This window comes from Streptomyces sp. AF1A (assembly GCF_047340315.1).
Lineage (GTDB): Bacteria > Actinomycetota > Actinomycetes > Streptomycetales > Streptomycetaceae > Streptomyces.
Window position 1 is genome coordinate 27,568 of sequence record NZ_JBLEBI010000005.1, and the last position, 22,259, is coordinate 49,826.

The window sequence follows — 22,259 nt, forward strand, 5'->3', positions numbered from 1 at the left end:
CGCACCTCGCGCGATCAACGCACGCCGTCCGGCAGCGAATTGCCGCTGAGGTCCCGCCATGCGGCTGCCACCTCGGCGGGCGTTCGCCGATATGCCCTTGCGAGAACTTCGAGGGCCCGGGTACGCACCTGCTCGTCGTCCGCCCGCTCCGCCAGCGTCATGGCCTCGGTCAACGGTGCCACCACCTCGATCGGCTCGCCGCCGGCCTGCAGGAGCTGCTCCGCCATGACGGTCAGCGCGGTGGGAAGGCTGTCGCTCACGTCACCGAGGTCGTGCTCGGCGGTGCGCCGCAGCACGTCGACGGCCTCGCGGCCGACGGCGACCGCCTCGCTGGGCCGGCTCAATCCGCCCAGTGCGGCGGCGAGTTGCGTGAGGGAACAGCCGAGATCGTGGAGGAAGCCCTCGGGATCGGTCGCGGCGTGTTCGCGGGCGATGGCGACCGCCTCCTCGGCGGGGGGCAGGGCCTCGTGGTGCCGGCCGGCGTCGTTGTACTGTTCGGCGAGGCTGACCAGCATCCCGGGGAGTCCGGGGAGCCAGGAGTCCGGGTTGTCCGCAGCGAGCCGGCGCTGGATCTCCGCCGCTTCCCGCGCGGCGTCCAGGGCCTCCTTTGGCCGCTGGAGCCGGTCCAGCGACAGCGAGCAGAGGTACAGGGACTTCGCCAGGTCGTGCAGATTTGCCTCCGGGTCCTCGGCTCCCAGGATTCCGAACGGGTCGGCGACGATCTGCCTGAAGAGGTCGGTGGACTCCTGACTGGCACGCAGCGCCTCCTGGTGGCGCTCCGCCTTGCCCAGGTGGATGGCGAGGTTGTGAAGCGAGGTCGCCATGTACAGGTACTCCCGGGAACCGCGGGGCGCGAGTTTGCGTCTGATGTCGACCGAGCGCTGGGCCGCCTCCAGAGCGTCGCGGTCCCGTCCCACGGCCTCGTGGTGCAGCGACAGATTGCTGTACATGGCGGCGAGCCCCTGCCGGTAGTTGCCGCGTCCGAAGGAAAGCCGCTGGCGTCGGGGCACCCGCCGCAGGAGGGCGATGGCCTCTTCGGCGGCACGCAGCGCCTCCTCCTTGCGTCCCTCGTAGGCCAGGCGCGTGCCGAGTAGGTCCAGTGCCGTGGCGAGCCATACACGGTTGCTGCGGTGCGCCGCGGCCAGGGCGCGAAGGACGTCGACCACGCTCTGCGTGATCTTCGTGGCGGGTGCGTTGAGAAGGCTGCTGTACTGCGGAAGGCCATCGGTCAAATCGAGGAGCTCGTCGATCTGACCATGCCACGACTGCGCCGTGAGGTTCGCCGCGAGTTGGTCGAGCCCGGCCAGCAGCGGCTGCGGTTGCTCACTCTGCACGGCCACCCCCGCCGCCACCGGCAGCAGGTCCCACCGGGACGCGACGAGCGCCCGCAGAAGATCGGAGGCGGCGGCGTGGCGGACCGCCGCACGGGTGAGGACGGTCAGCGCCTGATGGGCCTGCGCCCGTGAAGCGACGGCGAGCAGGGCGTCCAGAAGCCCGGGCGTGTCCCCGAGCATGGTGGCGACGAGGTACTCGGCGAGCCGGTCGGGCTGCAGCGATCCCCAGACCCGGCCGCCGGTGTCGGAGCCGGCCACGGCTGGATACGCGGGCGGGTAGAGGTCGCGCAGCCAGGACGCGATCCGCGTCCGCATGTCCTCCGTCTGGTCGGCCAGCCCAGGGACGCGGGCGAGCAGCGCCCGAGCCTGCTCCTCGTCCTCGGCGCCACACAGACACGCGGCGGCGATGGCGCGCCGCTGGATGCGGACATGCAGGGTGACGCCGTACGTCGTGGCGGCGTTGGCCCAGTAGGGGGCCTCGTGGTCGAGGATGACCTCCTCTGCGCTCACGGCATGAGGGGCGCGGCCGGGTTCGAGCAGGAGGGCCAGCGCCTCCATCTGCAGGGTGAGCGGCGAGCCGTACCGCTCGGACGAGAGGGACGGCGGAGGCGGCGGACAGGCAGGGATCGACGCGCCCGGGCGGTCCGGGTGCAGGTCGCGCAGCCGGGTCGCCAGGTCCTCCCATGCCTCCCGGAAGGCCAGGCGTCGCTGGTCGGCCGTGTCGTCCAGCGGTCCCAGCACATCCACGGGCGCCTGGCGCACCACCGAGTGCAGTTCGCGGCTCGAGCGCGCCAGCTCCTCCCACCACTCTCCGGCCGACCGGGCCAACAGCAGCAGGCGCAAGGGGACGCCGCTCCGGTGGTGTCTGGCGGCGACGATGAGGTCGCTCACTTGGCCCGGGCGGGTCTCGGCGTAGTCGACCACGAGCAGCGTGGGTGCCCGCAGCCCGGCCAACGCCAGGCCGGCCCGCTGGACGTCGGCGGTGTCACCGACGTGTCCGGTGACCCATCCCTGGGCCCGCAGCCGGGCAGCCAGCTCCCGGGCAAGCCGGGACTTGCCCTGTCCGCCGGGGCCGGTGAGCAGTCGTACGCGCGCGCCCGCACCGTCGCACCACCGCATCAGGCGGCGCAGTTCGGCGTCGCGTCCGCGGAAGCGCACGACCTCGGCGTCGGCGCGCAGCAACGCGGCCGGTGTGCGGGGGCAGGGCAGCGTGTCAGGGCCGGTGAGCAAGGGGTCGAGCTCGACGCTCTCCAGCAGCGGCTCGCTCCCGGACGACCGGCGCAGCGTCGCGCGACATCCCTCATCCGCGAGGAGCCGTTCAACGGGCACGGCGGTCAGCCGCCCATGGGCGTGATGGCGCGTGTCCTCCGTGATCACAGCCGTCACGAACGGACCGCACAGGACGGCCGCGCCCGACAGGCCCGCCCACGGCGAGCCGGGGCCCGGTCGCTGCGGGACGGCGCCCTGGACGTCGATCTGGTGCTCGCCGCGCAGGGTCCCGGTGATCGGATTGATGGTTCCGACCCGCTGCTCGACCTCGCGGGTCCCGTCGGGCCGCCGCTGTGCCCATGGGAAGCCGGCCATCTCGCAGGCGATGCCGGGAACGGAACTGGTCAGCCGCCCCCATCGGGTCAGGCCGGCTCCCGGCGGCGGTTCCCACTCCGCATCGCAGATCTCCAGCAGCGCCGCGTCGAGCGCGGTCTCACCACCGGCGCCGGACTCCGGCCAGACAAGGCGGCAGCGCAAGACCTTGGCACCGGACAGAAAACGCACCTGCGCCTGCTCGTGCGGCCGCAGACCCGCGACCACGTGCGCGGCGGTCAGCACGAGCCGGGGCGCCACCAGATAGCCGGAGCCGTACGCTTCCCCCGCGCCGATCTCCGCCACCAGGGCCTGATCCATGGCCGAATCCCCTCTCCCTGTGGGTGTGCGTCATCGCGGCGGCATGCCGCCCTCCTGCCGCCCGTCCGCGATGCGCAGAGAACGGCCGGTCACCGTGTCCGTCGCACTCAAGGTGACCCGGAGCCGGTGCGTCGTGGCCTGCGATGCGCCGTTCGACGCCCCGACGCTGGCCACCCACACCCGCACGCCACCCTCGACCCGCTCGTCACGGCGCACCTCCACCGCGAACTCCATCTCGATCTCGTCCACGTCGAACCGCACCCGTTCGTCCTCCCCCTCCGCCATGGCGGCCCGCAACTCGGCGCGGACCCCGCGCACCGCGTCGGCCAGCCCGATCCAGTGCGGCTCAGACATGCCCCGTCCCCTTCCGCCGGTGGTGATCCGAGCGCCCAACGTAGCGGTTCGGGCGTTGCGTCAGCTCGACCAGCCGCTGATCGGTGCCCGCGAACGGAGCGTTGAACCACGGATGCACGGATGTGATGTTCGCCTGGCAGGGTGATCCGAATGGACGCGTATACGGAAGCCAAGTGCCGTCTCGGGGTGGGGCGAACGAGAGCTTCCGCCCTCATCGAGCGGGCCCGGGTGGCCGTCGGGCCGGTCCTTGTCCTGGCGGCGCTGCTGGCGGGCCTCGTCGGCTGCGCGCCGCCTTCCGGGCCCGAACTCGTCGCACCATCGGTCTTCTACGTCTCGCGCGACCCCCACGACACCACCGACCTGCACATCGAGGAGAGGCAGGCTGCCAAGGTCACCGTCACCTTCGACGCAAGCGACTTGAAGGGCATCGCCATCATCAAGCGGGCGCTGGACGCCTGTCCCGTGCATCTGCCCGTCTTCCGCTGCACGGGGCAGGACGGGGCCCCCGGCCGGGGCGGGCTCCGCCAGTACTTCCACCTGCGTCCAGCGCAGGGCACCAGGCCGGGTGACTCGGGGGTGCTGCGCTATCGGGTGACCTCGGCCGGCCGGCCCGCCGTCACTGGAAGCTCCCGCATCGTGATCGGAAAGCCGACGCTGGCGGTCGACGCGCACGCCGATCGACGCGAGGTCGACCCGGACGGCAGCCTCGCCGTCTCCCTGACCGTACGCAACACCGGCGACGTGCCGGCCCGCGGAGTCGCCCTCTTCATGAGCACGCGAGACGGCCTCACCCCGGCCGACAAGCACAGCAACTGCGGTTACCGGGGCGACACATCGACGTGGTGCCGCCTGCCGGCCGCCGACGTCGTCATCCCCCCTGGCGGGTCCTACCGCCTCGCCGCGCGGGAGGTCCTCAGAGTCGGCCGTGATGCCACGTACCCGAGCGTCTCCTTCCAGGCCGCCGCCATCGGGACCGACTACGTGCCCCCGGACCAACTGGCGTCGCAGTACAGGCCCGGCAAGGGATCCGCGCTCCGGCTGGTACCCACCGACGCCCGGTCTGCGGGGACGGCGGACGCGAGCTTGTCGGAAGTGAAGGTGTCGGTGCGCAACACGTCCGACCTGGTCGCCCTCGCCGGCACCGCCCGGGGACCGGTCGGCAGCCTGGCCAAGGTGCGCGTCGGTGTGCGCAACAACGGTCCCGGTGCGCTGCCCGCATCGGTGCGGGTCGAGTTCACGGTTCCGCGGGGCACCACCGTCGTGTCCTCCCCCTACGATTTCGAAAGGGACGAGGAGGTGATCGACCAGGAATGCCGCGCTCTCGACCCGTACGGCACTCCCCTGACCACTGCGTCGGTACGCCAGCCGAGGGCGCGTCGGTACGTGTGTACGGCGCGGGCCGGAGCCGCGGGAACCACGACGACCTTCCCCTTCACCCTCCGCATCGACAAGGACGTCGCTCGACGCGGGGGGCGCGTCACCGTCTCCGACGGCGAGGCCGGGCGTTCCAGCCATGACGCCGCAACCGCCAACAACACCGCCGAGGTAGCCGTGGACGTCTGGCCGGGGCCCTCCTGGGCCACCCCCGGCCTGTACGTGGCAGCGGCGATCGTCCTCGGGATACTCCTCCTCGGTGCCGCGGTGGTCGCCTGGCGCCGGAGGCGCTCGCGTTGACACGGCAGTTGCAGGACGTGATCTGTGGGGCGCCGTTGCATGCCGCCGCGCTGCCCGACCACCAGCGCGGGACGTGTGCGCCCGGGGAGTCGGCCCGCAACTCGGGCGGTCGGGCAGGCAGGTTGCCGCAGCACCTCGCTCCCGGCGGCAACCTGCGGGGCGCGGCTTGATGCGTGGAAGAGCCGGACGCCGTTGCCCACGCCCGCCATGCGGGGTCCAACCGTGTGGCGGACAGGATCAGGAGTCGTTCCATGTCCGATGAGATCATGCTGCGCCCGGTGACTGCCGACGATCTCGACCTGTTCGAACGGGAGTTCAGCGGGCCGGAGGGCACCGGCCCCTACCAGTGGTTCGGCTTCGGTTCGTCGGCCGGGCTGCGTCGGGAGTTCACGGAGACCGGGCTGCTCAGCGCCGACGCAGGCGTGCTCTCCGTCGCGGAGGCGGGCCGGACGGTGGGCCGGGTCGAGTGGTGCGCCGGCACCTGGGGGCGGCCGTCCACCTCCACCTGTTGGACCCTGGCGATCGGCCTGGTACCCGCCGCGCACGGCCGCGGTATAGGCACGCAGGCCCAGCGGCTGCTGGCCGAGTACCTCTGCGACCACACCAGGACCGAACGGCTCCAGGCCTGGACGGACTGCGCCAACCTCGCCGAGCAGCGCGCGTTGGAGAAGGCGGGCTTCGTCAGGGAGGGCGTGCTGCGCTCCGCGCAGTGGCGCGGCGGCCGGTGGCACGAGCAGGTGATCTTCTCCATGCTGCGGGCGGAGCGGCCCGGTGGCGAACCGGCGCAGTGATCGAATTGACGATCTCTGCCTGCTGGGCTGGAGTGTCCGCGCAGCCGAAGGTGTGTCGTCGAGGACGGCGGTGCGCTCGGTGCGGGTGCGCACTTCAGGCCCGGCAGGCGGGCAGGGGCTCGCCGGGGGGCCGGGCCTGCCGGCCTGGGCAGGCGATCAGGTGGTGGTGCACCGTGTCACTGCTGCCAGGGCCTACCTGCTCGCTCACCGGTCTGCGCGGCGCCGGCCCTTCCCGGGGGGGGGCTGGGGGGCTGTCACAGATCGGGAGGCCGTCCTGTCTTCACTGTGACTCTTCCCGAATGGAGAAACACGTGAGTGCTGAGCACGCGCATCTGCCCCCGGGCGTCGAGGTGATCGCCACCCTGCCGGAGGCGACGGCCGGGATGCCGGCAGGCTCCGAGGCCAGGACCGTCCGGGTCACCTTGTCGCCCGGCGACCCGGGCGCGCCGCCGCACCGGCACCCCGGGCCGCTCTTCGGCTACGTGACCCAGGGCGAGATCCTCTTCGAGCTGGAGGGGCAGCCGCCCCGGGTGCTCAAGGCCGGTGACGCCGTGTTCGAGCCCGGAGGCGACGTGATCCACTACCTGGGCGCCAACAACCTGCCGGACGCGCAGTCGGAGTTGGTGGTGACCATGTTCGCGCCGCCCGGTACCCCGGTGCTGACCCTGGTGAGCGCGGAGGAGCTGGCCGAGCGGCGGCACCTGCGGTACGCCCGGCCTTAAGCCCGGCCACTCGGCTACGGTGCTGAGTCGCCCGGACGGGCAAGGACGGCCGTCCAGGTGAGCGGTGCATGCCGGGCCCCTGCTGTACGGGCAGGGGCTCGGCGAGGCTGCGTTCCCAACCTCACCGGCCGAAGTAGCCGCGCACGGCCCGCACAAACACGCATTCGCTCGATCGCGGAACGTGTCTGCGAAAGACGGTCGCGCACGGGGTACGGCGCGGGCCTGCCGTGCGGGGCATCGGCCCCGCGCGCCCGGAGACCGCGCCGTACCGCCTGTTCATGGCGGTAGCACCTGTTTGTGCGAGGCGACGCCGGGCACCCGGCAGGCATCCGGAAACCCGGACAGATCGTGACACAGGGCAGGAGGCGCGTCTGTCATGTCGGCTGGTGAGAAGGCAAAGGCCAAGGCCGAGCAGGCCAAGGGAAAGCTCAAGAGAGCCGCGGGACGAGCCGCCGTCGATGACCCGATGGTCGCCGAGGGCCAGGCCGAAAAGTCCAAGGGCGATGCACGCCAGGCCAAGGAGAAGATCAAGGACGTCTTCAAGCGCTGACCTCTGGCGCTGCTCATGAGGTCTGGGCCTTCACCCCCGAGCGAGGGGGTGAAGGCCTTTCCCGCTACCGAAGTCCTCGCCCCCCCCGCGAACCCCCGCGGGACAACTCGCCCGGCCGTGGTGAGGGCGAGCGTCGCCCGCATGGCACCACCGCGGACGCAGGCCGCACCCCGACGGCGCCCGCGCCGCATCCGGCGCGTAGCGTGCGGGCGGGTGGGGACGTGCGCAGGCAGGTGGCCACTATCCGTGGCGCCGCAACGCGGGCCTGGGCCGGGCCGTGTCCCGCTGGCTCGATCCGGCGCCCGGCGGCGGGGAGGCGGACGCCGTGCCCGGCGCCGACGACCACGGCCGGCCGTGCCGGCAGGGCAACACGCCAGCGCTCGCCCTCCACGAGGTACGAGCGCTCGCTTCCTAACATGAACAGATGATCATGTCCGACGAACAGCGCGCCCGGCTGCGGGAGCGGCACAAGGCGGTGCGCCGCTGCTGGCCGTGCCTCGTCGGCCTGGTGGCGATCGGCATGGTGGCCGCGGCGGCGTTCGCTCAGCACGGCAGCCTGGACAAGCCGGTCTCCGCCGGCGCCGCCCACACCCCCGCGCGCACGGTCAGGACCCCGGCTCCCAAGCCACCGGCAGCGGCCCCTCCGCGTCCCACCGGCACCGTGCGGATCACGGCCGTGGGGGACCTCGTGATGGGCTCCCTCCCCGACGACCTGCCCCCCGACGGCGGCGCCTCCCTCTTCGGCTCCGTCGCCCACCTGCTCACCGGCGACGTCGTCCTCGGCAACCTGGAAGGCACCCTCGCCACCGGCGGGCCGAGCAAGTGCGAGGACAACGACAGCCCACACTGTTTCGCCTTCCACGCCCCGCCCTCCTACGCCCACCGGCTGAAAAACGCCGGATTCACCGTCCTGAACACCGCCAACAACCACATCGACGACTTCGGCGCCCGGGGCCGGCGCGAGACCTTTGCCGCCCTGCGCTCGGTGAACCTGCCCTACACCGGCCGCCTGGGCCAGATCACACTCCAGCGGGTCCACGGAATCCGTATCGCCCTGATCGGCTTCGCCCCCGACCAAGGAGCCAACGACCTCACCGACATCCCCGCCGCCAGGCAACTGACCGCCCGCGCCGCGACCATGGCCGACATCGTCATCGTCACCATGCACGCCGGCGCCGAAGGCCCCGACCGCACGCACGTCGAACCCGGCACCGAATACTTCCTCGGCGAGAACCGCGGCGACCCCTACCGCTTCAGCCACGCCGTCATCGACGCCGGCGCCGACCTCGTCATCGGCAGCGGCCCCCACGTCCTGCGCGGTATGGAGTTCTACAAGGGCCGCCTCATCGCCTACAGCCTCGGCAACTTCACCGCCTACAAGGTCCTCGCCCTCGGCGGCGCCCTCTCCACCAGCGCCGTCCTCCACGTCACCCTCCACAGCGACGGCACCTACGCCACCGGACGCCTCAGCCCCGCGCAGCTGATCGAGCCGGGCACACCCGAACCCGGCGGCGACGCCATCGATCTCGTCTCGGACGTCTCCGAGTACGACTTCGGTCCACACGCCGTCCACCTCACCTCCGACGGCACCCTCACCCGCCCATGACCGGACCGCGGCCCGGGTCCCCGGCTCGCTGATGTCCTCCGGCCGGGAGGGATTTGAGCACGCCGGGACCATCGGTTGCCCGCCGGGGCGACCTGTGTGCCGGTGTTGAGCCGTGGTTGAACGATGCAAGGTCTCCGCACGCGTGCGGGCCCCGGACTGCTCCTCCTGCCAGTGACCTGGTCACGTGCCACGGGCAGTTGAGGACCCTGCCCGAAAGGCGCCGCACGCCGGCAACCCGGCCTGCGCAGGGCCTGCGGGGCTGTTGAGCTGCGCTGACACCACGAAGTGGCCGGTACCCTGCAGCGGCCGGGGCGGTGCCGGAATCCGTCTTGGCCGCCGACCCGGTGGTGAGAAGACTGGGCAGCCGTCAGGGAGCGCCGGTGCCTCAGGCCGGCCGTGTCGCGGCGGAGTATGCAGCCCCCGACGAGACGGCCAGGGGATCACCGGTGCGCGCCACCGGCGTCGGAGGGGAGACCCACAAGATGAGGAAGAGCACCCGGTTACTGGCCACTGCGGCAGCAGTCCTTGCGCTCAGCGGGGCGGCGGCCGTGCCGCAGGCGACGGCCGCCCCCGCGGCGGGCGCCACGCGCCTGGCGCCGGCCTCGGAGCACGGATGCTCGCCGCACCATCAGTCGACCATCCGCCGCGGTTCCACCGGAGCGGCGGTCACCCACGCCCAGTGCCTGCTGAACTACTGGGGCTACAACGTCGGCGGTGTCGACGGCATCTTCGGCAGCCGTACGGAGAACCAGGTCCGCAACTTCCAGCGCGACCGGGGCCTGAGCGTCGACGGCATCGTAGGCCCGAACACCTGGGCGGAGCTGCACTACTGAGCCCGGGACCGCCAGCGCCGGGTGGCAGCCCGCAGCCGCGGCTCCGGGTCAGGCGGACATACGTGCCGCGATCTCCGCCGCGCAGTCCCGCAATGCGGGCGCGAGAGCGCGGAGTTGGTCGGCGTCGGTGAGGATGACGGTGGCGGCCAGCGAGACGGCGAGGGGGCGCGCGCCCGCGGGAGCCTCGGGCAGCGCGCACGCGATCGAGCGGACGCCGATCTCGTTCTCCTCCTCCACTTCCGACCAGCCCCGCTCCCCTACGTGCGCCAGTTCCGCGCGCAGCCGCTCGGGGTCGGTGATCGTGCGGGGCGTCACCGCCGGGAGCGGGCCGGACAGCAGGCGCTCACGCTCCTCCTTCGGCAGGGCGGCCGCCAGCGCCTTGCCCAGAGAGGTGGCGTGCCAGGGGTTGCGGGTCCCCTCGGCGCTGCGCAACTGCAGATGCTGCGTGCCCTGCACGGACAGCACGAGCAGGACCTCGGTGCCGTCCAGGATCCCCGCGATGACGGGCAGGCCCGTGCGCGCGGCCAGACGGCGCATCGGTTCCGCTGCCACCGAGTAGCCGGCGGGTGAGCGCTGGAAGCCCCGGGAGAGCTCCAGCACGCGCGAGCCCAGAGCGTAGCGCCGGGTGTCCTCGTCGTAGACAGCGAACCGCTCCTCCACCAGGCGTCCCAGCAGGCGATGGGCACTGCTGACGGGGAGCCGGGCGGCGCGGGCGGCGGCGCTCACGCCCAGGCCGGCGGGGTGCTCGGCCAGGACGGAGAGCAGTCGCAGTCCCCGGCCCAGCATGTCGTCGCCGGATGGTGTGGTCACCGTGTGCGCCTTTCCCTCGTCTCCTGCCGCTGACGTGGCCCCGGGGGGCGGCGTGCATGGTGCCCCCCGTTGCCGTGATCAACGTACCCGCACCGGGCGGGCGGTCGGCGCGGGCTCTGCCACGGTCAGCGTCAGCGCGGCGGCGAGCAGGGCGCAGGCTGCCATCAGTCCGAACGCTCCCGCGTCGCCGAGCGGCGTGGCCCGTACCCAGCCGACCAGGTACGTCCCGGCGAAGGAGCCGAGCGCGCCGAACGAGTTGACCAGCGCGACGGCGGCGCCCGCGATGCCGGGCGGGGCGAGCGTCGTGACCAGGGCGAAGTAGGGACCGTAGGGCGCGTACAGGCACAGCCCCGCCACCACCAGCAGGGTCAGGGCCAGGGGGAAGTTGCCGCCGGCCGCATAGGAGGCGAGCAGGGCGAGGCCGCCGCCGGCGAGCCAGGGCCACACGGCCAGGCGGCGTCGCCCGCTGCGGTCGGACAGGCGGGAGTTGAACAGCATCGCCGCCGCCGCGCACGCGTACGGGATCGCGGTGAGCAGGCCAGTGGCGCCGATGCCCTCGCCCGAGCCCTTCTTCACGATCGCCGGGAGCCAGAAGACGAAGCCGTACATACCGAAGGACCAGAAGAAGTACTGCGCCGCCATGAGCAGCACCGGACGCGAGCGCAGCACGCGGGCGTACTGCTCGCGCAGGGTGCCGGCGACCGGCGGTGCGGCCGCACGCTCAGCGGCCAAGTCGTCCCGCAGCAGGGCGAGTTCCTGTTCGCCCACTCGGCGGGCCTGCTCGGGACCGTCCTTGATCAGCCACAGGCAGCACAGGCCCCACACCACCGAGGGCACGCCCTCGGCGATGAACATCACGCGCCAGTCGGCGACCGACACCAGCCAGCCCGAGAAGGCCGACAGCCACATCACGGTGATGGGATTGCCCAGGATGAGCAGGGTGTTGGCGCGTCCCCGCTCACCCCGCGTGAACCACCGCCCCAGCAGCATCACCATCGACGGCAGCACCGCGCCCTCGACGACACCCAGTGCGAAACGGACCGCGATCAGCTGGGCCGGACTGCTCAGCAGGCCCTGCATCACCGCGAGCAGTCCCCAGGCCACGGTCGAGCAGGCGACCAGCCGGCGGGCGCTGCGCTGTTCGGCGTAGATCGTTCCCGGTATCTGGAAGAAGAAGTAGCCGAGGAAGAACGACGCGGCGATCAGGGAGTCCGTCCCGGCGGACAACCCCAGATCACCGGCCATGCCGCCCGCTGACGCGATCGCGTAGTTGGACTTGTCGAGATAGGCGAGCGAGTACGTGACGAACGCGACCGGCATCAGGTACCGGGCGCGGGCGGACCGCCACAACCCGGCGCCCGTGGAGGCGGCCGTCGCGGTGTCGGTGGCAGGAGACGTCGCTGTCACACCTGACCCCCTGTTTTCCGTGAGATGGAAAGTGTTCTACTGGACGGAAACACGGTAGGAGAAGGAGAGCCCTGTGACCAGAGCCGTTCACCAGATCGCCACCGGCGTGCTGCTTCCCTGGCCCGATCTGGACCGCCGCCACGGGCCCTGGCCCGCCGGCGTCGCGGTGCACATCTGGGACGGCGTGACGCCGCACAGCGAGCCGGATGCGGACGTGCTCGCCGACATCGGGCTGTGGGTCATGCCCTACGCCGTGCCCGACGCGCCGCGCCTCCTGCCCCGCCTCCCGCGCCTGCGCGCCGTGCAGTCGCTCAGCGCGGGCGTCGAGAAACTCCTGCCCCGGCTGCCCGCCCACGTCGACCTGCACAACGGCCGGGGGCTGCACGACGCCTCCACCGCCGAACACGCCCTGTCCCTGATCCTGGCCGCACAGCGCGACCTACCGCAGTGGATCGCCGACCAGGGCGCCGGCCGCTGGCAGCCGCACTTCACCCGCTCCCTCGCCGACGCGCGCGTCACCATCGTCGGCTACGGCTCCATCGGCGCGGCCCTGGAACGCCGCCTGCTCGCCTGCGAAGCCCAGGTCACCCGCGTCGCCCGCCGCCCGCGCCCCGACCAGGACGTCCACGCCGTCCCCGACCTGCCCGGCCTCCTCCCCCACACCGACATCCTCGTCCTCGTCCTGCCCGAAAACCCGCACACCATCGGCCTCATCGGCCCCAAGGAACTGGCCGCCCTCCCCGACGGGGCACTCGTCGTCAACGTCGGACGCGGCCGCACACTCGACACCCACGCCCTGCTCGCCGAAGCCACCCGCGAGCGCCTGCGCGCAGCCCTCGACGTCACCGAACCCGAACCACTGCCCGCCCACCACCCGCTGCGCCACGCACCCGGCGTCCTCCTGACTCCTCATGTCGCAGGCGGCTCCGCCTCCTTCCGCCCGCGCGCCGAACGCCTCATCGTCGAGCAGGTCCGCCGCTACGCCACCGGCCAACCCCTGCTCCACCCCGTCCCCCGCGACTGACCAGCCGCCACACCCGATGCGGGTCGTGCGGGCCTCTCGAACATGACGCACCGGCCGGGCTCTTCGGGCTGGACGACGGATGCCGAGCCGTCGACGGCTTCTCCGACTCAGGTCACCTGCGGGGCCGGCGGGTCGTATCGCCGCCCAGATGCCGCTGGAGGAACTCCAGTTGGTGGCCCAGCAGCCGGGCGAAGGTGTCGTCGGTCGGCGCGGCGTGTGTCATCCCGCTGAGCGGCAGCACCTCGTGCGGCTTCCCGGCGGCCAGCAGAGCGGCAGACAGCCGCAGCGTGCTAGCCGCGAAGACGTTGTCGTCCGCGAGCCCGTGCATCAGCAGCAGCGGACGGCTGAGGTGCGCAGCGTCGGCGAGCAGCGAGGACATCTCGTAGTGCTCCGGGTACTGGTCGGGCAGGCCGAGGAAGCGCTCCTTCCAGCAGGCGTCGTAGAGCCGCTGGTCGGTGAGCGGGGCGCCGGCCACCGCGGCGTGGAAGACGTCGGGCCGGCGCAGCACCGCGGCGGCGGCCAGTATCCCGCCGAACGACCAGCCGCGGATGCCGACCCGGCCGAGGTCCAGCTCCGGGCGGCGTTCGGCGGTCGCGGCCAGCGCGGCGACCTGGTCGTCGAGGGTCGGGCCGATCAGGTCGCCGAAGATCTCCTTCTCCCATCGCGGCCCGCGCCCAGGGGTGCCGGCGCCGTCCGTCACCAGCACCGCGAAGCCCTGTTCGGCGAACCACTGCGAGACGAAGGCGTGACCGGACTGCTCGGCCAGCACCTTCTGCATGGCGGGGCCGCCGTAGGGGTCGACCAGCACCGGCAGCGGGGCGTCGCCGGGCCGGTGCCAGGAGGGGAGGAAGAGGTGCGTGCGCAGTTCGCGCGGGCCGACGGCGGCGGACTCGACGCGCAGTTCCAGGAGTGGCCGCTGGGCGTACGAGGTGATCTCTCTGGGTGCGGGGCCATCCGGCTGCGGTCGGCCGGTCTCGGACAGCGGGTGCACGGCGGTGAGCGAACCCGGCCGGTCCGGCGTGCGGGCGGTGTGCACGAGCGTGCCGCCGCCAAGTGCGCCGGAGTGCACACCCGGTTGCTCGGTCAGCCGACGTACGCCTTCGCTCGGGTGGTACCTCCACAGGTGGCGCTCGGTGGGCTCCGTGGCGGCCACGAAGAGCACCGTGTCGCCGTCCACGGCGAGCACTTCGTGCAGTTGCAGGCCGGCCGGCGTGACCGGCGTGCCGTCGATGCTCAGGTGCCGGGTCTCGCCCCGGTCCAGGTGGTCGACCAGCAGTCCGGTGGCTGTGCGGGCCGGCACCCCGGGCACCAGCAGCTCCACCCAGCGCTCGTCGTGCCGCTCGGCCAGCAGGCTGGTCGCACCGTCGGCCGGGTCGATGGCCATGATCCGGAGGGTGCGCTGGTCGCGGCTGAGCACGGCGGCGAACGGACCGTGCGCGTCCCAGCCTGCCGCGGGCAGGTACTCGAAGCCGGACCGGTCCCAGCGGACCTCGGTGCGGTTGCCCGCCAGGTCGGCGATCCAGAGCGTGACCTCGGCGTTGGCGGTACCGACCTGCGGGTAGCGCACGGTGCGCGGCGGCTTGGCGGGGTCGGCCGGATCGGCGATGTACCAGAGCCGGACCTCGCGGTTGTCCACCCTGGTGGTCAGCAGCCGCTCCCCGTCCGGTGCCCACCAGTACGCCCGGTGGCGTCCCATCGATTCGCTCGCCGCATGCTCCGGCAGCCCGAAGAAGACGTCGGGTCCCTCCGCCGGTTCGGGTGCGGCCACCGCTCGGTCGCCGCTGCCGTCGGCACCGATCACCCGGAGCGCGCCGCCGCAGACGTAGGCGATGTGCCGCCCGTCGGGGGAGGGGCGCGGGTCCACCACGGGCTGCCGTGCGGGCAGCCGCCGCACGGCACCGGAGTCCGTGTCCGCCACCCACAGCTGACCGGAGAGCGCGAATACGGCCACCCGCACGGCCGTGTCGGTGGCGTAGTCGGTGATCCCGGAGGTTCGCTGCCGGGCGCGCTCACGCCGGACGCGCTCCTCCTCCGGCACCTCCTCTGCCGCGCCACCGAGCAGCACGGCCGGGTCTGCCAGCAGCCGCTCCGCGCCGGTCGCGACGTCGAGCGCCCACAGGCACCCGACCGGGTCGTCCCCGGCCCGGGTCCGCTGGAACAGGACACGGGCGCCATCCGGCGCCACGGTGAAACGGGCGGGTGCACCGAGGGTGAAGTTGCGGGTGCGGGTGAGCTGACGGGGAAGTGGTGGGATCGACATGCCTGACACTGTGTCACCCGACCGGTGACCCAGGCACGGGAATAACCAGTGCTCACGGGCCTCAGCCGCGGTGGTGCGGCTTCGTTGACCAGTGATGCCCGCCACCGGCAGCACAGTTCCGTGCCCGCGCCCCGCCATGACGCCGGCAGCGACGCCACCGCGGCGCGTGAGCCTCGTGCCCCGCTGTGTCACGGCCCCGGTGGCACCAGGTGGATCACCGCGGCCTGCTGCCGTGGAAGGGGCCCCATATGCGCGGCATAGTTGCACTATGTCCACTGATGGCTCTACGCGATCGTCCACGGAAGAGGGAGCCGTCCAGCCGGGTGACGTCCTGGCAGTGCTCGGTGCCGACAGGACGGTGTCCGCGTGGACCGGGGCCGCGGAACGCCTGTGGGGGTTTTCGGCCGACCAAGTGCTGCACCGGCCCGCCGAGGGGCTGCTGGCTCCGGGCGCCTCCGAAAGTCCCCAGGTTGTCGCCGGCGACCCCTGGTCGGGGCGGGTGCACATCCGCCGCAGCGACGGCCGTGAGGCCACCGCGGATCTGCACGTCACTCCGCTGCAGGCCGACGGCGGCGCGGGCTGGCTCGTATGGGGGCGGAACGCGTTCGGCCGGCCTGCCCTGGATTCCGCCGCGGTGGACGCGCTTTTCCACCACTCCCCCATCAGCCTGGCCGTCTGGGACCGGGAATTGCGCTGTATCTGGTCCAACGACAGCGTGCACAACCAGGACATCTACCAAACCGAGCCGGGGCCGGGCCGTCATGTCACCGACGTGTTCCGCGCTCATCACCCGGAGTTCCTGGAACGCGCCATGGCGCGCGTCCTGCGCAACGGTGTGCCACTGCTCGGGCACGAACTGTGGCCGGACGAGAACCGGGCTCCCGACCGCTACTACCGTGTGGCCTTCGTCCGCCTCGATGCGCCGGACGGCCGGCCACTGGGCGTCTGCTCCGTGGCTATGCGGGCCGACGCGAGGCAGGAAGGCGGACGGCTTCGTGTGCTCAACGAAGCGAAGAGCCGCATCGGAACGGATCTGGACCCGTTGGTCACCAGCCAGAAGCTGGCGGAGACGGCGGTACCGAACCTCGCCGACTACGTCACCATCGACCTCGTCGAGGCCGTGCCGTTGGACAAGGAGCCGTTGCGGCGCCTCAAGCCCACCGATACGAGCATCCCCGGCTTCTACCGCGCCGGCGCCGCCTCCATCCACGCCGATCTTCGCGAGTCTCTCTGGGCGCGGGGAACGCCCGTCTACGTTCCACCGGAATCCCCATTCATCACGGTGCTCAGAAACCGCGCGTCCCACTTCGAGCCCGTTCTCGACACCTCGCCCGGCACCTGGCTCGACAATGACCCGGATCGGGCCCGGGTCATCAGGGAGACCGGAATGCATTCCCTCATGGTCGTTCCTCTGCAGGCCCGCGGGACGACACTCGGCGTCGCCGTCTTCGTGCGCAGCCAGAACCCGGTCCCGTTCAGCAGGGCCGACCTCGCTCTTGCCGAGGAACTCGCGGCCCGGGCCGCACTGATCATCGACAACGCCCTGCGCTATACGCGAGAGCGCACGGCCGCGCTCGCGATACAACGCGACCTGCTGCCCCACCACTTGTCGGGCGGCAGCACGGTCGAGGTGTGCACCCGCTACCTGCCCGCGGACACGTACGTCGGCGTCGGGGGCGACTGGTTCGACGTCATCCAACTGCCTGACGCCCGCGTGGCCCTGGTCGTGGGAGACGTCGTCGGTCACGGCATCAACGCAGCTGTCACCATGGCACGGCTGGGCACCACGACGCGTGTGCTCACCAAGTTGGAACTGCCGCCGGACGAACTGCTGCGCACCATGGATGAAGTCGCCGCCGACATCGCTCGTGAACGCTCCGCCGACGTCACCTCCCCCTGGGCCTTCGGAGCCACCTGCCTCTACGGTGTGTACGACCCGGCATCCCGGCGATGCACCATGTCCAGCGCGGGCCATCCCCCGCCCGTGATCCTCTTCCCGGACGGATCGGTCGAGTTCGCCGACATACGTCCAGGTGCACCCATCGGGGTGGGGCTGGGCTCCTTCGAGTCGACCGAAGTGGAGCTGCCGGACAACAGCGTCATCGGGCTGTACAGCGACGGTCTGATCGAGATGGACCACGATGTCGAAGGCGGAATGCGGCGGCTGGCCACCGCGCTCGCCCGCCCCGTGTCCAGTCTCGACGACCTGTGCGCATCGGTCGTCGACACCCTGGCGCCCGACGGCCCGATGGACGACGACATCGCCCTGCTCCTGGCCCGCGCCCACCCCACCCGCTGACCGGCCTGCGCGTTTCGCCGGGCCCGTGTCCCGTTCACGACCGGGAACGCGGACCGGCCCGTGGCCCGACAGGGGTGGTCGATGAGCAGGTGACGCAGCGCCCTCGCGCATGTGCCATCCGTCCGGGACGCCTCCGCGCTCGGCTGCGGCCGGGGCGGCTCGCGCCGGCCGCAGCCACCACCGACTTCACAACGCAGGCAGCACCTGCCGCTGCGGGCACTGTCGCCGAGTCAGTTGCCGACGGGGTAGCGGCTGGTGATCGCGACGCGGTTGAAGGCGTTCATCACGGTCGCGAGCCAGGCGACCGCCGAGACCTGATCCGCGGTGAGCACGGCCGCCGCGGCGTTGTAGTCCTCGTCGCCGACGTGTCCGTCCGGCACGCGTGTGATCGCCTCGGTCAGGCGGAGGGCGGCGCGGTCGGTCTCGGAGAAGTAGCCGGTCTCTTCCCATGCGGGCAGCACGGCGATCCGGTCGGGGTTCTCGCCCTTCTTGAGGGCGTCGCGGGTGTGCATGCGCAAGCAGAACGCGCACCCGTTGATCTGGGAGGTACGGATCCGCAACAGCTCGACCAGCAGTGGGTCGAGGCCCGCCGCGGTGGCCGCCTCCTCCACCTCCGAGGACAGGGCGATGAGGGCCTTGTAGGGGGCCGGGTGCTGCTTGCCGATGTTGACGCGCTGGGGGTCGGTCATGATTCCTTCGTCTCGTTGCTGTGGTCTGCGCCGCGCACTTCGCCCGCGTGGGGCCGGCCGGTCACGTGTGTTCTGGCAGGGACCGCGTGGGGCGCGGCCCGGTGCCGTCAGCTGCGCTGCGTCGGTCTACGACGCCGTGTCGTCGACCTTGAGCTTGTCTCCGGTGTTGGAGATGAAGACGACCAGGAGCTTGGCTCGTTCGGTCGGGCTGGTGTTCTCGGTGAGGACGTGGTGGGCACCTGGCGACTCGACCCAGTTCTCGCCCTGGTGGTAGGTCTTCACGGGCTGGCCCTGGATCTGGCTGCGCACGGTGCCTTGGAGGACGTAGGCGTAGACGAACGCCTGGCCGTGCCGGTGCGGCATCGCGCGTGCGTGGGGCGGGAAGTCGACGATCGCCGAGGTGAACGTCTTGCCCTTCACGTTCGGCAGGGCCTGCTGGAGGAGCGGCTTGAGAGTTTCGGCGGGGCTCGTGGACGTCACGGCCGCGGGCGATGCGACGGCTGCGGCCGTCGCCTTCGCGTGGGTGGGCTGGTCCGAGGTCGAGCAGCCTGTGGCCGCGGCCAGCGCGGCGGCGGCCAGCACGCCGCCGGCGATCCGCATTCCGATCATGGGGGGTCTCCTGTTCAGTCTTCCGCGACGCGGATGATCGTCTTGCCCGGGGTGCTGCTGCCGGGGGCGAAGGCGGAAGGTGCTTCGGCGAGCGGCCGCACGGCGCCGACGCCCGGCTTGAGCCGGCCGTCCCTCACGCGTGCGGCCAGGTCGGTGAGCCGGGCGCGGTCGGGTTCGACGACGAAGAAGATCGCCCGTCCGTCCCTGGGCCGGACCTCGGGCGGCATGGCGATGGTCACCAGTGTGCCGCCGGGGCGGACCAGGGCGGCGGAGCGGTTGAGGATGTCGCCGCCGATCACGTCGAACACGACGTCGACCTCGCCGGCGTCCTCCAGCTTGTCGGTCTGCAGGTCGATGAAGGTGTCCACGCCCAGGGAGAGCGCCCTGTCCCGGGCGGCGGAGCGGCCGGTGCCGATGACGCGGGCGCCGACCTCGCGGGCGAGCTGTACGGCGATCGAGCCGACACCGCCCGCGGCGCCATGGATCAGGACGGTCTGGCCGGTGGTGAGGCGGCCGTGGTCGAACAGGCCCTGCCAGGCGGTGAGCCCGGAGATCGGCAACGCGGCGGCCACGGTGTGGTCGATGTCCGCCGGCAGCGGGGCGAGGTTGCGGGCCTCCACCGCGGTGTACTCGGCGAGCGTGCCGTTACGGGCCCAGTCGGCCAGACCGAACACCCGCTGGCCGACGCTCAGGCCCGTGGTGCCGTACCCCAGCTCGGTGACGACGCCGGACAGCTCGTGCCCGGGCACGCTCGGCGTCCGGTCGCGGCCGGCGCGATCGGTCCAGGTGGCGGGCCAGTCCAGCTCGCCGGGGGTGAAGCCGGCCGCGTGCACCCGCACGATGACGTCGTTCTCCGCCGCATGGGGGTGGGGCATGTCCGTCAGGGACATCCCGGCGGGACCGGCGTCACGGTCCCGCACAGTGATGGCTTGCATACAGATCCTTACTGGGAAGGGCGACCCCAGCGCACAACCCGCTCGCGCGCAGGCTCGTATCGACTGCAGGTGCATGTATGCCGTGCTGCACGATCGCTCTCACCTGCTCCGCCGCGTTCCTGCGTCGCCCGTCTTGCGTTCTCGCCAGGGAGACGAGGCAGCCCCTCGGAGTGTGACGGCTCAGAGGCGCATGAGTTTGTCGGGATTGATGACCCTGCGGTACGCGGCGATCAGGCCGTCCGTGATCTGGACCGTGTCGACGGAGTAGACCCGGCCTTCCCGGTGGAACACGAGGGCGAGCTCGCCGCCGACCTCCGCGAAGTCGATGCGGTCCGGGCGCCACTGGCGCCCCGTACGGACCATGACCTGGGCGACCCGCTCGTGGCCGTGGATGAGCTTGCGCGCCGCGGCGACCTTGCCGCCGCCGTCGGTGACATAGACGGCGTCCGGGTGCAGAAGCCTGATCAGTCCGGCCAGGTCCCCGGCCTCGTAGGCGGCCCGGAAGGCCGTGAGGAGGCGTTCGCGCTCCGCCTTCGACGCCTGCGGCGCGGACTGCTTCGCCTTGGCCACCCGCCGTCGCGCCCGCGAGGCGAGCTGCCGGGCACCCGGCACGGAGACGTCCAGCACGTGGGCGATCCGGACGAACTCGAGGCCGAAGACATCGTGCAGGACGAAGGCCACCCGCTCCGGCGGGCTCAGCTCCTCCATGATCAGGAGCATCGCCGAACCGACGGACTCGTCGACGAGTACCGGCTGCGACGCGTCCGGCCCCGTCAGCAGCGGCTCCGGCAGCCACGGCCCGACATAGGTCTCCCGGCGGAAACGGGCACTCTTGAGAATGTCGTACGACCGCCGCGCGGCCACCGTCACCAGCCAGGCCCGCAGATCCCCGATGTCCTGCAGATCCGCTCCGGCCGCTCGCAGCCAGACGTCCTGGGTCACGTCCTCGGCATCGGCCACACTGCCCAGCAGCCGGTAGGCCGCGCCGAAGACCGCGGGCCGGTGCCTCTCCCACTCGGCTTGGAGCAGGTCCTCGAGCCCCGACCGTCCAGACCCACGACCATCACCCATACGGATCACTACCTCCTCCAGTGTGCGGACCCGGCGACGCCCGTGCGAACGCGGGATCTTCGAAGACAGCGCCGCGGAGGCCGGCCGGTCAGCAGCGGGTGTGCTCCCCGTGGGATCCGCTCTCCCAGCGTGTACCTGCCGGATCGCGCCGGTACGCCCGGGAACGCGTGATCGTCCGGCATGGACGGCCGCCCCCCGGGACGGCACCCCGACGAGGCCGACGTACAGGTAGCCCGTGACTCGCAGCCCCCTGTACGGGCGCCGCGAGCCCGGCCGCGAGGGACGGAAGACTCAACGTCGCACAGCTGATCATATAGGCGGCCGAGAAGACCTCCGACCGCGCGTTCGCGTCGGGGACCGCACTGAGGGCGCGGAGGTGGCCGCGTCAGGCCGACGCCCAGCCCTGCGACCACGGATCCGCCCAGATGGACGGACGGCGACGCGACCGCGATGGCCACCGCCCGTCGGACGCGCCCAGAGCCGGCGGCACAGCCCCCAGCAAGGTGGCGGGCCGTGCCGCGTGCCGAAGGGACGGGACCGATCAGCAGCCCCGCCCCTCCCGCACCGGAGGCGTCTTCGTGCCGTCCCGATCAGCTCGGCCACGGAGCGCCGATGATGCGCTCGACCGTGGTGGTGCGCCGGAAGCCGGGCAGGAAATGCTCCAGCACATCCGAATTCACGGTTCCGTTCGTGGTCTCCGGGCGGTATCGGAGTCCGTCGACAAAGGACTGCAGGAACTGGGTCTTGAAGTCGCCGCGCGGATGGGTGGCGACGACCTCGTCCACCTGGCCGCGATCCAGTTCGTCCAGAGCCAGGCCGAGCACGTCGGTCAGTACCCCGAGATTCGTGATGGCGATCTCCGGGCCCATGCGCCCGGGAATTCCAGGAGTCGTGTGCAGCGCGATCGCGGTCCACACCACGTCCGCGGCCGCGGCCGGGAACCCGCGGTCGAGCATGAACGCACGTGCGTGGTCGGCTCCGTCGACCTCGAAGCGCTGCTCGACGTCGGAAAACGGCGTCAGGAGACCGGTGTCGTGAAACATGGCGGACAGGTAGAGAAGCTCCGGGTCGGGCTCCAGGCCGAGCCTGCGCGCGTGCAGGACACCGAAGGCGAAAACACGTCGGGAGTGATGGTAGATGAGGGGGCTGGTCATCGTCTGCATGACGCGGGTGGCTTCGGCGGCCGCCGCCGTTTCGGGAATCTCCACTCCCGCGATGATCTCGCTCATGTCCTGTACGCCTTTCGACATCCGTGTGCTGCGCATGGACGATGCGTCCGTGCTCCACACTGCCGACCGCCCGACGTCCTGCGCCGCCTCGCTCCGGCCATGAGTCACCCGGATCCGGACAGGCCGGCAGCGAGGCGTGGGTCCACCCCCCGAGGCGAAG

18 protein-coding genes are annotated in these 22,259 nt (G+C 72.0%); 8 read left to right on the top strand and 10 right to left on the bottom strand.

The features are described from left to right. Nucleotides 1-14: 14 nt before the first annotated feature. The gene (locus tag ACLU3S_RS02925; protein ID WP_413950101.1) at nucleotides 15-3,236 is read right to left on the bottom strand and encodes a tetratricopeptide repeat protein; all 3,222 of its coding nucleotides are present in this window, start codon (nucleotides 3,234-3,236) and stop codon (nucleotides 15-17) included. A gap of 30 nt (nucleotides 3,237-3,266) precedes the next feature. Further along, nucleotides 3,267-3,590 carry a trypco2 family protein gene (locus ACLU3S_RS02930; protein ID WP_413950102.1) on the bottom strand — a complete coding sequence of 108 codons (324 nt, stop codon included), beginning with the start codon at nucleotides 3,588-3,590 and terminating at the stop codon, nucleotides 3,267-3,269. Nucleotides 3,591-3,776: 186 nt separating this feature from the next. Here ACLU3S_RS02930 and ACLU3S_RS02935 point away from each other — a divergent pair, with 186 nt between their 5' ends. The 6 genes from ACLU3S_RS02935 (at nucleotide 3,777) to ACLU3S_RS02960 (ending at nucleotide 9,766) form a co-directional block, all read left to right on the top strand. Continuing rightward, nucleotides 3,777-5,264, top strand: a complete 1,488-nt coding sequence (locus tag ACLU3S_RS02935) for a hypothetical protein (protein WP_413950103.1) — start codon at nucleotides 3,777-3,779, stop codon at nucleotides 5,262-5,264. 251 nt (nucleotides 5,265-5,515) lie between these two features. Next, nucleotides 5,516-6,055 carry a GNAT family N-acetyltransferase gene (locus tag ACLU3S_RS02940; protein ID WP_413950104.1) on the top strand — a complete coding sequence of 180 codons (540 nt, stop codon included), beginning with the start codon at nucleotides 5,516-5,518 and terminating at the stop codon, nucleotides 6,053-6,055. A gap of 311 nt (nucleotides 6,056-6,366) precedes the next feature. Beyond that, nucleotides 6,367-6,777: a cupin domain-containing protein gene (locus ACLU3S_RS02945; protein ID WP_413950105.1), complete on the top strand. Its 411-nt coding sequence runs from the start codon at nucleotides 6,367-6,369 to the stop codon at nucleotides 6,775-6,777. Between the two features lie 376 nt (nucleotides 6,778-7,153). Then, nucleotides 7,154-7,327, top strand: coding sequence for a CsbD family protein (locus ACLU3S_RS02950; RefSeq protein WP_413950106.1), 174 nt, complete (start codon nucleotides 7,154-7,156; stop codon nucleotides 7,325-7,327). A gap of 424 nt (nucleotides 7,328-7,751) precedes the next feature. Next, nucleotides 7,752-8,933, top strand: a complete 1,182-nt coding sequence (locus tag ACLU3S_RS02955) for a CapA family protein (RefSeq protein WP_413950107.1) — start codon at nucleotides 7,752-7,754, stop codon at nucleotides 8,931-8,933. A gap of 482 nt (nucleotides 8,934-9,415) precedes the next feature. After that, on the top strand, nucleotides 9,416-9,766 hold the full coding sequence (locus tag ACLU3S_RS02960; RefSeq protein ID WP_413950108.1) for a peptidoglycan-binding domain-containing protein: 351 nt from the start codon (nucleotides 9,416-9,418) through the stop codon (nucleotides 9,764-9,766). A 48-nt stretch (nucleotides 9,767-9,814) separates the two neighbouring features. Here the strand turns inward: ACLU3S_RS02960 and ACLU3S_RS02965 are convergent, their stop codons facing one another. Continuing rightward, nucleotides 9,815-10,576, bottom strand: a complete 762-nt coding sequence (locus tag ACLU3S_RS02965; RefSeq protein WP_413950109.1) for an IclR family transcriptional regulator — start codon at nucleotides 10,574-10,576, stop codon at nucleotides 9,815-9,817. A gap of 78 nt (nucleotides 10,577-10,654) precedes the next feature. Further along, nucleotides 10,655-11,983 (bottom strand): MFS transporter, encoded by a 1,329-nt coding sequence (locus tag ACLU3S_RS02970; protein WP_413950110.1) that lies wholly within the window; start codon nucleotides 11,981-11,983, stop codon nucleotides 10,655-10,657. A 73-nt stretch (nucleotides 11,984-12,056) separates the two neighbouring features. On the opposite strand from ACLU3S_RS02970, the gene ACLU3S_RS02975 reads away from it, so the two are divergent. Next, nucleotides 12,057-13,007: a 2-hydroxyacid dehydrogenase gene (locus ACLU3S_RS02975; protein ID WP_413950111.1), complete on the top strand. Its 951-nt coding sequence runs from the start codon at nucleotides 12,057-12,059 to the stop codon at nucleotides 13,005-13,007. Between the two features lie 112 nt (nucleotides 13,008-13,119). On the opposite strand, the gene ACLU3S_RS02980 is transcribed toward ACLU3S_RS02975, so the two are convergent. After that, nucleotides 13,120-15,267, bottom strand: a complete 2,148-nt coding sequence (locus ACLU3S_RS02980) for a prolyl oligopeptidase family serine peptidase (protein ID WP_413950112.1) — start codon at nucleotides 15,265-15,267, stop codon at nucleotides 13,120-13,122. A gap of 268 nt (nucleotides 15,268-15,535) precedes the next feature. On the opposite strand from ACLU3S_RS02980, the gene ACLU3S_RS02985 reads away from it, so the two are divergent. Further along, nucleotides 15,536-17,566, top strand: coding sequence for a SpoIIE family protein phosphatase (locus ACLU3S_RS02985; RefSeq protein WP_413950113.1), 2,031 nt, complete (start codon nucleotides 15,536-15,538; stop codon nucleotides 17,564-17,566). A gap of 230 nt (nucleotides 17,567-17,796) precedes the next feature. Here ACLU3S_RS02985 and ACLU3S_RS02990 read toward each other — a convergent pair whose 3' ends face one another. The 5 genes from ACLU3S_RS02990 to ACLU3S_RS03010 all read right to left on the bottom strand — a co-directional run bounded on the left by ACLU3S_RS02990 (nucleotide 17,797) and on the right by ACLU3S_RS03010 (nucleotide 22,099). Then, entirely contained in the window at nucleotides 17,797-18,255 is a 459-nt protein-coding gene (locus tag ACLU3S_RS02990; protein WP_413950114.1) for a carboxymuconolactone decarboxylase family protein, read from the bottom strand. 126 nt (nucleotides 18,256-18,381) lie between these two features. After that, entirely contained in the window at nucleotides 18,382-18,864 is a 483-nt protein-coding gene (locus ACLU3S_RS02995) for a cupin domain-containing protein (RefSeq protein ID WP_413950115.1), read from the bottom strand. Between the two features lie 14 nt (nucleotides 18,865-18,878). Next, a complete protein-coding gene (locus ACLU3S_RS03000; protein WP_413950116.1) occupies nucleotides 18,879-19,799 on the bottom strand; it encodes an NADP-dependent oxidoreductase in 921 nt (306 codons plus the stop codon). 180 nt (nucleotides 19,800-19,979) lie between these two features. Beyond that, complete coding sequence (sigJ, locus tag ACLU3S_RS03005; protein ID WP_413950117.1) at nucleotides 19,980-20,870, bottom strand: RNA polymerase sigma factor SigJ; 891 nt, start codon at nucleotides 20,868-20,870, stop codon at nucleotides 19,980-19,982. Nucleotides 20,871-21,460: 590 nt separating this feature from the next. Then, nucleotides 21,461-22,099, bottom strand: coding sequence for an HD domain-containing protein (locus ACLU3S_RS03010; RefSeq protein WP_413950118.1), 639 nt, complete (start codon nucleotides 22,097-22,099; stop codon nucleotides 21,461-21,463). Nucleotides 22,100-22,259 lie beyond the last annotated feature (160 nt).

What these genes read in the sequence shown, in the direction of transcription:
- ACLU3S_RS02925 (WP_413950101.1), bottom strand. Translation starts at nt 3,236, where the DNA reads ATGGATCAGGCCCTGGTGGCGGAGATCGGCGCGGGGGAAGCGTACGGC.
- ACLU3S_RS02930 (WP_413950102.1), bottom strand. Translation starts at nt 3,590, where the DNA reads ATGTCTGAGCCGCACTGGATCGGGCTGGCCGACGCGGTGCGCGGGGTC.
- ACLU3S_RS02940 (WP_413950104.1), top strand. Translation starts at nt 5,516, where the DNA reads ATGTCCGATGAGATCATGCTGCGCCCGGTGACTGCCGACGATCTCGAC.
- ACLU3S_RS02950 (WP_413950106.1), top strand. Translation starts at nt 7,154, where the DNA reads ATGTCGGCTGGTGAGAAGGCAAAGGCCAAGGCCGAGCAGGCCAAGGGA.
- ACLU3S_RS02955 (WP_413950107.1), top strand. Translation starts at nt 7,752, where the DNA reads ATGATCATGTCCGACGAACAGCGCGCCCGGCTGCGGGAGCGGCACAAG.
- ACLU3S_RS02960 (WP_413950108.1), top strand. Translation starts at nt 9,416, where the DNA reads ATGAGGAAGAGCACCCGGTTACTGGCCACTGCGGCAGCAGTCCTTGCG.
- ACLU3S_RS02980 (WP_413950112.1), bottom strand. Translation starts at nt 15,267, where the DNA reads ATGTCGATCCCACCACTTCCCCGTCAGCTCACCCGCACCCGCAACTTC.
- ACLU3S_RS02985 (WP_413950113.1), top strand. Translation starts at nt 15,536, where the DNA reads ATGTCCACTGATGGCTCTACGCGATCGTCCACGGAAGAGGGAGCCGTC.
- ACLU3S_RS02990 (WP_413950114.1), bottom strand. Translation starts at nt 18,255, where the DNA reads ATGACCGACCCCCAGCGCGTCAACATCGGCAAGCAGCACCCGGCCCCC.
- ACLU3S_RS02995 (WP_413950115.1), bottom strand. Translation starts at nt 18,864, where the DNA reads ATGATCGGAATGCGGATCGCCGGCGGCGTGCTGGCCGCCGCCGCGCTG.
- ACLU3S_RS03000 (WP_413950116.1), bottom strand. Translation starts at nt 19,799, where the DNA reads ATGCAAGCCATCACTGTGCGGGACCGTGACGCCGGTCCCGCCGGGATG.
- sigJ (WP_413950117.1), bottom strand. Translation starts at nt 20,870, where the DNA reads ATGGGTGATGGTCGTGGGTCTGGACGGTCGGGGCTCGAGGACCTGCTC.
- ACLU3S_RS03010 (WP_413950118.1), bottom strand. Translation starts at nt 22,099, where the DNA reads ATGAGCGAGATCATCGCGGGAGTGGAGATTCCCGAAACGGCGGCGGCC.